10 protein-coding genes are annotated in these 13,314 nt (G+C 40.8%); 3 read left to right on the top strand and 7 right to left on the bottom strand.

The genetic code is table 11. From position 1 onward, the window contains the following. Positions 1-4: 4 nt before the first annotated feature. Positions 5-1,294 carry a glycosyltransferase family 4 protein gene (locus JGE69_RS13330; protein WP_199113806.1) on the bottom strand — a complete coding sequence of 430 codons (1,290 nt, stop codon included), beginning with the start codon at positions 1,292-1,294 and terminating at the stop codon, positions 5-7. Positions 1,295-1,432: 138 nt separating this feature from the next. Beyond that, positions 1,433-3,616, bottom strand: coding sequence for a carboxy terminal-processing peptidase (locus JGE69_RS13325; protein ID WP_017385731.1), 2,184 nt, complete (start codon positions 3,614-3,616; stop codon positions 1,433-1,435). 192 nt (positions 3,617-3,808) lie between these two features. Between JGE69_RS13325 and nagZ the strand changes: the two genes are divergently transcribed. Continuing rightward, positions 3,809-4,828, top strand: a complete 1,020-nt coding sequence (gene nagZ, locus JGE69_RS13320; protein ID WP_199113670.1) for a beta-N-acetylhexosaminidase — start codon at positions 3,809-3,811, stop codon at positions 4,826-4,828. 80 nt (positions 4,829-4,908) lie between these two features. After that, positions 4,909-5,751, top strand: coding sequence for a class I SAM-dependent methyltransferase (locus JGE69_RS13315; protein WP_199113672.1), 843 nt, complete (start codon positions 4,909-4,911; stop codon positions 5,749-5,751). A 56-nt stretch (positions 5,752-5,807) separates the two neighbouring features. Here the strand turns inward: JGE69_RS13315 and JGE69_RS13310 are convergent, their stop codons facing one another. Continuing rightward, a complete protein-coding gene (locus tag JGE69_RS13310; protein WP_199113674.1) occupies positions 5,808-7,121 on the bottom strand; it encodes an alpha/beta fold hydrolase in 1,314 nt (437 codons plus the stop codon). A gap of 299 nt (positions 7,122-7,420) precedes the next feature. On the opposite strand from JGE69_RS13310, the gene JGE69_RS13305 reads away from it, so the two are divergent. Next, complete coding sequence (locus JGE69_RS13305; RefSeq protein WP_044101247.1) at positions 7,421-8,686, top strand: glutamate-5-semialdehyde dehydrogenase; 1,266 nt, start codon at positions 7,421-7,423, stop codon at positions 8,684-8,686. 117 nt (positions 8,687-8,803) lie between these two features. Here JGE69_RS13305 and JGE69_RS13300 read toward each other — a convergent pair whose 3' ends face one another. The 4 genes from JGE69_RS13300 to eda form a co-directional block, all read right to left on the bottom strand. Further along, the gene (locus tag JGE69_RS13300; protein ID WP_199113676.1) at positions 8,804-10,432 is read right to left on the bottom strand and encodes an NADP-dependent glyceraldehyde-3-phosphate dehydrogenase; all 1,629 of its coding nucleotides are present in this window, start codon (positions 10,430-10,432) and stop codon (positions 8,804-8,806) included. A 167-nt stretch (positions 10,433-10,599) separates the two neighbouring features. Next, complete coding sequence (locus tag JGE69_RS13295; RefSeq protein WP_130127805.1) at positions 10,600-11,112, bottom strand: gluconokinase; 513 nt, start codon at positions 11,110-11,112, stop codon at positions 10,600-10,602. Positions 11,113-11,129: 17 nt separating this feature from the next. Then, positions 11,130-12,488, bottom strand: coding sequence for a gluconate:H+ symporter (locus JGE69_RS13290; protein WP_002115035.1), 1,359 nt, complete (start codon positions 12,486-12,488; stop codon positions 11,130-11,132). A 185-nt stretch (positions 12,489-12,673) separates the two neighbouring features. Continuing rightward, complete coding sequence (gene eda, locus JGE69_RS13285; RefSeq protein WP_044101251.1) at positions 12,674-13,303, bottom strand: bifunctional 4-hydroxy-2-oxoglutarate aldolase/2-dehydro-3-deoxy-phosphogluconate aldolase; 630 nt, start codon at positions 13,301-13,303, stop codon at positions 12,674-12,676. Positions 13,304-13,314 lie beyond the last annotated feature (11 nt).

Genomic DNA, 13,314 nt, shown 5'->3' with positions numbered 1-13,314 from the left:
ATACTTAGGTGAAGTCCAATGAGGGCTCCTTCACTACCTGATAAAATGCCTGCTCCAATTGCTGAACCGGAAGTTGCCAACCGCTTTGCTGTACTTTATGACAGGCTTGTACGCCCATTTCTCTAAGTTGTTGTACCGAAGGAAGCTGATAAATTTGTTGTATAAAGTGGTTTTTTTGTCCAAGTGGGCTTAACCAGCCATTCACACCATGTGTTAAGTATTGATGTGCACATGCATAATCATACGCTATAACTGGTAAACCGCTTGCCATTGCCTCTAAAACTACGTTACCAAACGTTTCAACTTGACTCGCAAATACGAATACATCTGCACTCGCATAGGCCACCGCCAAATCTTGACCTCTCAGACTTCCAGTAAAGATAACACCCTTCGCTTCAGGTAGTGACTTTAAACGAGCAAAATCTGGGCCATCTCCCACAATCACTAATTTAGTTTTATGTGGCTGAATGCTTTGCAGGTTCGCATAACTATCAATGAGGACTTGCACTTCTTTTTCAGGAGACAAACGCCCCACATAAAGCATAACGCGAGTATTCTCATCAGCATCCCATTGTTTTCGCAAATTTTCAGAGCGATGCTTCGGTGAAAATCTTGTTGTATCTACGCCACGCCCAACGACAACCAGTGGACAAGTAATACCAAAACCTCGTAATGCTTCTTGAGTATCTTTACTCGGCACACAAGTTACTTGAGTGTTATTGTGAAACCAACACAGATATTTTTGAATCGGTTTGACTAAAAAAGCCAAATCGAAGAATCGACTAAAGTCTTGAAATGGTGAATGAAAGCCACTAGAAACCGGAATAGCTTTTGCCTTAGCAGCTTGCATGGCAGTTAAACCTAATGGCCCTTCAGTCACAATGTGCACAACATCTGGGACAAACTTTTCAAAAGCTTTCGATACTTTTAAATATTGTGGCCAACCGAATTGTAAAGTTGGATACTTGGGAATCGCCTGCGACATAACCAAACATTCTTGCTCTGGTGTAAAGTCATTACATTTTGCTTTTTGCTCTGGGCGAATCAGTAAAATCTTATGCCCCTGTTTTTGTAAACCTTGGCATAACTGTAATAATGATAGTGCCACACCATTGATTTCGGGTGGCCAAGTTTCCGTCACAATCGCAATTTTTAAACGTGGGCGCACCAAATCATGCAATGAATGTGCATTAGATAGCTGCTGCTTTTGTTTAAAAAAGAATTGGAAGCTTTCAGGAAGTTGCTGTTGTTTTAATAGTGCTGTCGCATATGAACTTTGCATAGCGCCATCCATCAATGTATTTATTTTCATGCTTAAAGATTAAGCAGTTTTTTTGACATTTTGATGATAAATGCATGACAGTTTACTGACATGAAAAATAAAAAAAGCATGCTGATGACAGCATGCTTTTTTCTTAAATCCTAGTAACTCTTAGCGATTTTGCAATTTTGCATAATCCATGAGTACATTAGCAGCTTCAGTCACAAAAGTTTCTTCTTCTGGTAACGCTGGACGTTGCGATGCTTTCATTTTAGCGCGAGATTCAGCTAGAGCATCTAATGAAGCTTGATAGCTTTCCCAGTTTGCAAAAGGCTTTTGACCCGTTGCAGCACGGCGTTCATTCTCTGCATCTAAAGTTTGTTTCTCTAAACCAAGTAATTCAGCACGGCGCTTATCAATATCAAGTACCACTTGTTTTTGATCACTCGTCACCTTAGCAATCGCAGTACGTTTATTTAGATATTTAAACTGAGCATCATTGCCAACACGTTGTTCAGAGAATTGAGACAACTTTGTCACATAAGGCTGAACAGAACCTTCACGTTTAAATGGTGCAGTAGGAATTGTGTCCCACTTCAATGCATTTTTCGATTTACGCTCACCAAACTCTTCGTTATAGATATCAACGAGTTTAATGTCTGGTACTACACCTTTATTTTGTGTACTACCACCAGTAATACGATAAAACTTACGCTGAGTTAAAGTTGCTTGACCATATGCCAGAGTATCAAGTTGTACCTGAGCTGTACCCTTACCAGTTGTTGTACTACCAATAATAATACCGCGCTCATAATCTTGAATTGCAGCAGAGTAAATCTCACTTGCCGATGCAGATGCCAAGTTCACCAATACCGCGAGTGGGCCTGTATAAATTTGCTGACCGCCATCGTTATCTTCAAACACGCTTACGTTGCCATTGCCATCACGAATTTGCACCACCGGACCAGACTTAATCACCTGACCCAACATACGTGCAACTTCTTCTAATGAGCCACCTGGGTCATTACGTAAGTCAATAATAATACCTTCTACTTTCTTCGCTTTTAGCGCTTCAAAAGCATTTGCAGTATCTTCAGAAACTGAACGGTATTGTTGACCTGCACGACGTGAACGATAGTCGAAATAGAATGATGGAATTTCAATTACGCCCAACACATGCTTTTTACCATCACGTGTCACTTCAACTGTGCGTGAACGAACACCAGCATCTTCCTCTTGGATAACATCACGTACTAATGTCACGTTACGTGCCTGACTCATTGATGCGCCAGCGCCAAGAAGTTTTAGCGTGACTTTTGTTCCACGTTTACCACGAATGAGTCCAACAATTTCAGAACTTGTCCAGCCAATCACATCAACCATTTTCTCGCCTTCTTGGGCGACACCAATGATTCGATCTCCTGATTTCACTTGACCAGACTTACTTGCAGGACCACCTTCTACAATGGTTTCAATTTTGGTGTAATCTTCGTTGCCACGTTCTGGACGAATCGACACCCCAATACCTTCGAGCTGCAAAGTAGTTTGGCGATTAAGTTCGATCGCATCAATTGGCGGGTAATAGTTACTATGTGGATCATAGGTCGCCAACATTGCATTTAAAGTTTTGTCCAAGACGTCATCGCTTTTTACACGACTAATTCTTTCAAGCTGACGTGTATAGCGTTTAGTTAACGTTTGAGCTGGCGTTAAATCTTCTGGGCCAGTTAAGTCTTGACCATCAGCAAGCGAAGGATTCTCTTTAAGCGCTTTTTGTTTCGCCTGCTCTTCTTCACGGCTAATGGTTAAGTTGATTAACTGTGAAACCAACATTTTGCGCCAATGGTTTTGTTGTTCAGCAGTCGTTTTAAAATACGGTGCTTTTTCACGATCAACTTCAATATAGCTATTTGGCTGCTTTAAATTTTGCTGTTGTTTTAACTCAGCTAACATGAACTCATAAAATTGTTTTAAGCGTTCACGATATTGCTGATGAATTGCAAACGGTCCAGTTAAATTCCCCGCTTTTAATGAAGCACCAAAATTTGAACCATATAGTTTTTTATAATTTTGAACTTCAGAATCTAGAAATAGTGAGTGATCTGGATCGAGACTATCTAAATACATATCCAGAATACGATTTGATGTGGTCGCATCCAGACGCATATTTAAATAATGTTGGCGATCTACTAAAGTTGCCAGTTGGCGAGCCACCAAAGCCTGTTCTTGCGTTGGCTGGATCGATTGAGAAACCGCAGCAGTATTGGTTGCTGCTCTCGCTTCATTCATCGTATGAGAGAAGAATAAACCGCCAGTCGCGATCGCTACTGCACAAGCTATAGTTTGAAGTTTCATAAATTTTTAATACTTCCTTGGGTGTTCCTATCTTACACGCTCTGTTTTCGATATGAACTAAGCAGATTCAAAATCTTAACCAACTAAATTGTTTATACCGTGTAGTTTTATCATATTCTGTACTGACAAAATGTAGCAAAACATTGCAAAATTCGCTTATTGTTTTTCAATCAAAATTCAAATGGAACCAATATGATTGGCGCATTGATGCTGGACATCGCCGGCACAGAACTTACTCAAGAAGATATTGAACTATTACGCGCTCCGCAAGTCGGTGGCATGATTTTATTTGCACGAAATATTGAATCTCCACAACAAGTGCGTGCTTTAACCGACTATATGCGTCAAATTCGTCCAGATATTTTGATTGCTGTTGACCAAGAAGGTGGCCGAGTTCAGCGCCTAAGATCAGGTTTTACCTTATTACCGGCCATGGGTCGTTTCGGAGAGTTATATTTAACTCAACCCCAAAAGGCTCTTGAATTAGCTGAGCAATGCGGTTGGTTAATGGCAACTGAAGTGCTTGCTGTCGGCATCGATTTCAGTTTTGCGCCAGTTCTAGACCTAAATGCTATTAGTGATGTAATTGGTGACCGTAGCTTCTCTAAAAATATTGATGATATTGCCCCGCTTGCAGGCGCATTTATGCAAGGTATGAAAAAAGCCGGCATGGCAAATACAGGCAAACACTTCCCGGGTCACGGTTCAGTAAAAGCTGACTCTCATGTTGCGGCCGCAATCGACAGTCGTAGCTATGACGAAATTTACAACCATGATATGCAAAGCTTCATTAAGCTTATGCCTCAGCTAGATGCACTCATGCCTGCACATGTGATTTATGATCAAGTTGATCCAAATCCAGCAGGTTTTTCACCTTTCTGGATTCAAGAAGTTCTACGCAAACGTTTGAATTTTAATGGTGTACTTTTCTCTGATGACTTAAGTATGCAGGCTGCATGTGTCGCAGGTGGTGCGGATGCTCGTATTCAGGCTGCTCTAGCAGCTGGGTGTGACATGGGGTTGGTATGTAATGATCGAAGTGCAGCCTGTACAGCGCTCGAAGGTATTACAAACTTAGCACTACCAAATCAACAGCGTTTGGAACGCATGCGTGGCCAAATTCCACAAATTCAGATTGGTGAAACTTTATCGCTTGGAAATGAGTGGCAAGCTGTCAAAACAGCCATTGAAGAGTTTAAAAATTCGATCTAAATTGAGTTAAACCTATATTTGACTGATGATCTTGATCATCAGTCAAACCACACAAAAACAATAAATCGAGTTCAGGACGAATGACACAACACCTTTCAAAACACCGCCACATCTCTTTTACAGCCCACTATACGGGTTATATCTGGTATCAAATGGGGATTTCTCATGAAGCTCTTGCCACAACGAAAGGCAAGTCACTGGCGTATTTGGTTCACCCGCTAGAATCATGGGCAGAGAAATATGTGGGTGGCAGCATGCGCACCACACTAAAACAACGCCACATCATGCTTGATCATCATTTAGAAAAATTAATTCAAGAAAATCCTGATTTACAAGTTCTAGAAATAGCATGTGGCCTGTCGCCACGTGGCTGGTGGTTTAGACAACATTACCCTTCTATTACCTATCGGGAGCTTGATTTGCCCGATATGGCACAAACCAAACAAAATGCGTTACAGCAAATTGAAAAAAATGCACCTGAAATCTTATCAGTTGATTTATTTACAGAAGCTTTTGCACAGGCATTTGAAGTATTTGACCCTAACCGCCCATTGGTTGTAATCAGTGAAGGCTTGATTAACTATTTCGACAAAGATTTATTAAAACAATTGATCCAAGCGATTGGCCACTATGGTGCCACTTTTAAAAAGCTTCATTATTTAACCGACTTATATCCTGAACCCATTAAAAACAAACTCGCCAGTATTATTTGGAATAGTAGTAAGTTACTTAAAATAATGTCTCGCAGTTCTTTTAGTTTTCATTTCAAAAGTCCACAAGAGGTTAAAGACTTTTTTAAAGATACAGAGTTTGGGCAAGTTACTATTGAACAGCCACAAATATTCTTTGGGCAAGTTTCTCAAGATAACCATGAAGAGCATTTAGGCGATTTAGTCTGGATTATTCATTCTCAAATAAAATAATAAATATAAAAAAATGGAAGCTCGAAATAAAAGAGCTCCCATCTATAAATATATTATTAAGCTGCTTGTTTTTGACGAGCAATAAAACGGCTTAACCGATCAGCAAGCTCAAAACTACCATGTTTAAATAAAGCTCGAATACCCTGCGCTGTACTTTCAAAAATTAAGCACTCAATCGCAAAACTACCTTCTTCATCTTCTAAATGAAGTGCCAAATCGCGTGGATGGTCATTAACAAAATCAAACTGCGAAACATCATTCATTTTTAAATACATACCGAAGAAAGTCACATCAACAATTGATACAGGGACCTGTACATCAAACTCTCTATGGGTAAGTTGAGTATGCGGTTGTAAAACTGGGACTCGCTCCTCACCACGACGTTCCATTTTTTGCATTTGTTCACGCGTCATTGGAATAATGCCATCCAAATTTTGGATAGATTCACCCTTCAAGAATGAAGTGAACAAACTCATGGTTTCTTTACGACGCTGGAGCTGTGGCACATGATCAGCGTTTGCAATAAGTGCAAATTCCATATCAGGACATTGCAAAGCAAAATTGGCATTTTCATGAGGCAGAGTAAAACTGTCGTATTGCCCTGCTGCAACTAGCGTTTTGCACTCTGGAATAGGTACATCTGTTAACCGCAAAAGGCGGTTACAGTTAATTTCATAACGTTCCCGCTCAGTCCCCGTAAACTCGGCCATTTGTCTAAAAAATAACTTTTTAGCGGTTGGTGACATACGAGTTTTATCTAATTTTGCATGATTAACTAAATATAAAATTACAGCTTGCCCAAACTCCTCCATGCGGTTTTCTTGCATGAGCTTGAGCGACTCTTCCAAAATCATTCGCCAACTTTTTCGGGTCTTTTGCATAACCCCCATTAAAATCATGCGATCCATTAATTCAGGACGATGATAAGCAAAACAAGAAGCAATCACTGACCCCAAAGACATTCCCATTACAGAAACTTTTTGTATTCCAACAATATCTAACCAACGTCCTAACATTTCAGATAAATCAGGAAGTTCTAAAGTACCGGCAGATACTCCTGTGTCGCGATTGGTAATTTGCTGATTTGCACCCATCGAAGGTAAATCAATTAAAATAACCGGACCACTTTCAAACAATTGTTCAACACAATATTTATAAGAATTAAAATTCTGGAAAGCACCACCAACAATCACAATCGGCGTATTGTGAATCGTTTTTGGATCGGCAATTGCCATATATTCAATTTTCCAGCCGTCGATCCATGTTGTACGAGCAGGTTGTTTAAAACTATCTCTATGGTAGATATCGAAAAAGCCAAAACCGGCATAAGCTTGGTTGATCTCCGAATCCATTTGAATAATGGAATTCATATCCTTGCTTCCTCCTTGCTGTAATTTTTTTATGCTGCAAGAGTTCCTTCTTGAACACGTAATCTTTTATGCACAAAACTTTAAAATTTGTATTAGTTTGTATTGCACAATAACATTCTAAACAATTGTCTGAAATATACGCAATCGCTGAAATGACCGCTCATCTTGTTTAAGTCGCTAATAGTTTGCAAAATATTTAAATGTTTTTTTATGGCGGTCACATTTTTCAAAAAAAGCCATTCATTGTTCCGCATTTGACTGCTACTATCTTACTCATTGGTAAATGATTAAAAAATGCTATGCAAGATTCAATTGAACAATATATGCAAAAAGTTGGGCAACAAGCACGCGAGGCCTCACGCGTCTTAACAAGTGCTTCTACCTCACTAAAAAATCATGCACTCTCTGCTATTTATACTGCTTTGGAAAATAATCAAGCAGCAATCTTGGCGGCGAATCAAATCGACATGGATAAAGGTCGTAGCAATCAGCTCGACAGTGCCTTACTTGATCGTCTTGAGCTTACGCCCGCACGCTTTAAAGGGATGTTGCAAGGTTTAAAAGATGTGATCGCGCTTGTCGATCCAATTGGGGAAATTACGGATCTTGCATATCGCCCCACAGGTATTCAAATTGGAAAAATGCGTGTGCCTCTAGGCGTAGTGGGTATGATTTACGAATCACGTCCAAACGTTACCCTTGAAGCTGCATCTTTAGCGATTAAATCGGGTAATGCCATTATTTTACGTGGTGGTTCAGAAGCACTCGAGTCAAATAAAGCAATCGCAGAAGCAATTAAGCATGGTTTAAAAGTTGCTGGCCTACCTGAGCATTCAGTACAAGTCATTGAAACTTCTGACCGTGCAGCTGTTGGTCACCTCATCACGATGGCTGAATATGTAGATGTAATTGTTCCACGTGGCGGTAAAAGCTTAATTGAGCGTGTAACCAACGAAGCGCGTATTCCTGTCATTAAACATCTTGATGGTAACTGCCATGTATTTGTTGAAGCGCAGGCAGACTTGCAAAAAGCTTTACCAATTACATTAAATGCAAAAACACATCGCTATGGTGTTTGTAATGCGATGGAAACTTTGCTGGTTGATGAGAAAATTGCAGACGTTTTCTTACCACGGATTGCCGAACTATATGCTGAAAAACAAGTTGAGTTACGCGGTTGCCCAGAAACACGCCGTATTTTAGGTGCCTCTGTAAAACCTGCGACAGAAGAAGATTGGTATACCGAATATTTAGGGCCAATTCTTGCTGTTAAAGTGGTTAGCGGTATTGATGAAGCAATTGACCATATCAACAAATATGGTTCACATCACACCGATGCAATTGTGACTGAAAACTACACTTTAGCTCGTCAATTCTTAGCTCGTGTAGATTCAAGCTCAGTTGTGATTAATGCTTCAACTCGTTTTGCTGACGGTTTCGAATATGGCTTAGGGGCAGAAATTGGTATCTCTACAGATAAAATTCATGCTCGTGGTCCAGTTGGTTTAGAAGGCTTAACTTCTCAAAAATGGATTGTGTTAGGTGACGGTCAAATTCGTCAATAATTAATCTATTGGTTCAAACAAAAACGCCTGATCTTGATCAGGCGTTTTTTATTATTCAAGTTATGAGTCACTATAAAAAACCAACCCGAAGGCTGGTTTTTCTTAATCGTATATTTATTAGAAAATAAAGTCAGTATTCACAAATTTAGAGTAGTGTTCAGACACCATAGAGGCCAACATGCCTTTGCTGTCATCTGTCTGTTTAGCAGCAATCATAGAACGAATAGAAAATGCTCGAAGTGCATCATGTACAGAAAGTGTGCCTTCCGCAGAATCTTTACGACCACCAAACGGGAATACATCAGGGCCACGCTGACATTGGCAATTGATGTTTACACGACAGACCTGATGGACCAACGGATCAACTAAATGACCAATTTGCTCAGGGTCGCTACCAAAAATACTCACCTGCTGCCCATGATCAGAAGTAGTGACATAGTCCAGCACAGTTTCAATGTCATCATAAACAGAGACTGGTATCACTGGACCGAACTGTTCTTCACGATACAGTCTCATCCCCTCGGTCACTGGATAAACTACGGCAGGATAGAACATTGTTTTGCAGAATTCACCACCTTCCGGATTAACTATTTGAGCCCCTTTAGCCACGGCATCTTCAATGACGTCAGTCATGTAGGCTGTACGGTGCATACCAGGTAGCGGCGTAATAAATACACCCTTTTCCCATGGCATACCCACTTTCAGTTTAGCTAGTTCAGTCGTTAAGCGGTTAACAAATTCATCTGCTATTGAACGATGTACCATCAGCATTTTGAGCGCGGTACAACGCTGACCATTAAATGACAATGCACCCAGCAGACACTCTTTCACTGTCAGATCCAAGTCGGCATCCGGCAGAATAATAGCTGCATTCTTCGCATCCAACCCCAAAATTGCACGCAGACGGTGAGATTTAGGATGTTGCTTCTTCAAGTGATCAGCTACTTTACTAGAACCAATCAGTGCCAGCACATTAATTTGCCCAGATGCCAGCAAATGCGGCACCACTAAAGAACCTGGTGCATAAATGGTATTGATCACACCTTTTGGAAATGAGTCACGAAACGCTTCTAGTAATGGTTCGAACAACAAGGTCCCAAATTGAGGTGGTTTAAAAATGATGGTATTACCCATCAGCATGGCTGGGATCAGAGTCGCAAAGGTTTCATTCAGTGGGTAGTTGTATGGCCCCATACACAACACGACACCTAGTGGAGTACGACGAATTTGACCAATCGTACCTTCAGCCATGACAAAGCGAGAGTTAGCATTATCCAGATCTTTCAGAGCATCTATCGTTTGACGCATGTAGGTAATCGTACGGTCAAACTCTTTCTCTGAATCAGCCAAGCTTTTGCCAATTTCCCACATGATCAGCTTAATGATCAGATCTCGCTGTTCCACCATCCGCTGAATAAAATTTTGCATACAGGCAATGCGCTCACCAACCTTCATCATTGGCCATTCGCCACGACCATTGTTGTAAGCTCGTACCGCTGCCTCTAACGCTTCATCACTTTCTTTTTCACCCATGACCGGATAACTACCAAGTTCAACTTGTTGTAGGCTACCGTCAGGCTGCTGAATCCAGATTGGAGATAATGTTTTCTTGGTTGCACCAGCCCACAACCTCAACTCACCATCTACTAGTGAGACACGCTGATGAATTTGAGAGGGCAGACGCACACTTTCAGGAATACTGTCCTCTACTGGGAATTTATGCTGTAAATTATTTAACTGATTCATTCTTCTTAATACCTTATTATTCGTATGTCTTTTATATATCCCCGAACTGTCCACTGTAATCAGGTCTTTTTCGGGTCAATATCACTATTATTATCCGTATTCACCTTGCTTGAACCGTAAATCACAAGGTGAATAACTTAAAGCGTTGATAATCTTTCTAGATGAATTTACCCCCGACACACATTATCAGTCATTCCTAGCTTCTGAATGACTTGCTCAATGATTTGTTCTGGTGTGAGAGCAATATCAATAGCAATTGCTTCATTCATATCAGGTTCTTCCAACGTATCTAGCTGTGTTTGTAGCAACGCTGGGTCAAAAAAATGACCAGATCTTTCTGCCAGTCTTTGCTGTAATAACTCATAAGAGCCTTTTAGGTACACAAACTTAACATTCTGATCCTGCCCTCTTAAAATATCGCGATACATTCGCTTTAAAGATGAGCATGTAAATACAGCTGTTTCACCGTCTCTTTGTTTGGTTTCAATGACCTGACGAATTGCCTGTAACCATGGCAAGCGGTCTTCATCAGTTAAAGGAATGCCTTGGCTCATCTTACTTTTATTTGCAGCTGAATGAAGCGTATCTCCATCAAGAAACTCACAAGCCAAACGCTCTGATAACAATTCACCAATTAGGGTTTTACCTGTTCCACAGACACCCATTGCAATCACAATCATGGATTACTCACCTTTAATTATAAAATAGTGCTAAGCAGTAGCGTGAAAGATAAACCCAACACTGAAATGATCGTTTCCAATACCGACCAAGTCTTGAGCGTCTGTCCCACTGTCATACCGAAATATTCTTTGATTAACCAGAATCCTGCATCATTTACATGTGAGAAAACTAATGAACCTGAACCCGTCGCAAGCACTAAAAGTTCTGGTCTAACTGCGACACCAGCCGTAGCTGCAATTGGAGCAACAATGCTACACGCTGTAGCCATAGCTACCGTTGCAGAACCTGTTGCCAAACGAATTAATGCTGCAACAAACCAACCCAACAATAACGGCGACAGGTTTGCTTTCAACGCTGTAGAGACAATCTCATTAGAAATACCAGTGTCACGCAAAATGCCGCCAAAACCACCACCAGCACCTACAATCAACATAATCCCTGCAATAGAAGCTAAACATCCACCGCAGAATTTTTCAATTTGTTCACGGTTAAAGCCCTGCATCGTACCAAAGGTAATAAAGCTGACCAGTACGGCAATGAGTAATGCGATATCAGAAGTACCAATAAAACGTAGCAAATCATTTGCGAAAGTCTGTGGAGCAAAGAAAAGATCAGCCCAGCTTCCAACCAACATTAATACTACAGGCAGCATAATTGTGAATAAGGTAATCCCAAAGCTTGGTAGCTCACGAGTTCTATTCGTATCTGCTTCAATAAACTGCTTCGCTAACGGATTATTTTCGGGCAATTTAACGTATTTATTAATCCAAAGTGCATACAATGGTCCAGCAACAATAGCTGTTGGCACACCAACGATCAGACTATAAGCAATTGTTTTACCAATATCAGCATGATAAGCCTGTACTGCCAACAATGCTGCTGGATGTGGTGGAATTAAGCCATGCACAACCGATAAACCGGCAACCATTGGCAGGCCAACAACTAATAAAGATTTGCCTGTCCGTTTAGCAATGTTGAATGCAATTGGAATGAGTAGAACGAAACCTACTTCGAAAAATACGGGAAGGCCAACAATAAGGGCAATAAACATCATAGCCCAGTGAATATTTTTCTCACCAAACCACTTAATTAAAGTAATTGCTATTCGCTCTGCACCACCAGACTCGGCCATCATTTTACCGAGCATCGTTCCGAGTGCGATTACAATCGCAAGGTGACCTAAGGTTTTACCTGTACCGGCTTCATAAGACTTAACAATATCACCCATTGGCATGCCAACAGCCAAGGCTAAACCGAGTGAAACAATAATAAGAACTAAAAATGGATAAATTCTAAACTTCGCGATCATGACCACTAAAGCAATAATCGCGATTACAGTGTAGATCAGTAACATGCCACCCTGAACCGTCTCCATGGGACACTTCTCCTTGGAATAATTATTTAGGCACACTGCCTAAACAAGGGTCTTCAACCACAGTAATTCCTACTGTTAAGACATTAAATTTTTATATTTAGGTGTGACCAGTACAAACTGATCACATCAATACAGCCTTTAAAGCACATAGAATGCACTTCATTTTTTATAAATATTGTCTACATTTACAAAGCTCTCAACTGACTCGCAATTTGTGCCAAGCGAGTAATTTCAGACCAGTCTTGGGCAGCTACTGTAGCTTTAGGTGTTAACCATGAACCACCTACACAAACCACGTTAGGTTGTTTTAAGAAATCTGGCGCTGACTCTGCCGTAATTCCACCAGTCGGACAAAAGCGCAAGTTTGGAAATGGACCATAAAATGCTTTTAGCATCTCAACACCACCTGCCTGTTGAGCTGGAAAGAACTTCACAATGTCATAACCCAATTCAATCGCTTGAATTAGGTCACTTGGTGTCATCACACCCGGCAATAGAGGTAAGCCAGCATCTTGCGCAGCCAAATGCAGATCTTTAGTTAAACCAGGAGATACCCCAAATTGAGCACCTGCTTTTTTAGCTTGAGCACAATGTTCTGGCTTGGTAATCGTTCCCACACCCACCACAATGTCATCGGCCAACTGGCTAGCACGCTCAATAGCAGCAAGACCAGCAGCGGTACGTAACGTAATCTCAAGAACTTTTACGCCACCTGCATGTAAAGCACGTGATACATCTTCACCTTGCTCGGCAGAATCAAATGCCAATACAGGGATAACTGGGCCTAATTTGACGATATCTTCAATTTTAATCATTATTTTTCAGT

Origin of the sequence: Acinetobacter sp. C13, from assembly GCF_016809775.1 — a bacterium.
Lineage (GTDB): Bacteria > Pseudomonadota > Gammaproteobacteria > Pseudomonadales > Moraxellaceae > Acinetobacter > Acinetobacter pittii.
This window is presented reverse-complemented; position numbering and strand designations above follow the sequence as displayed.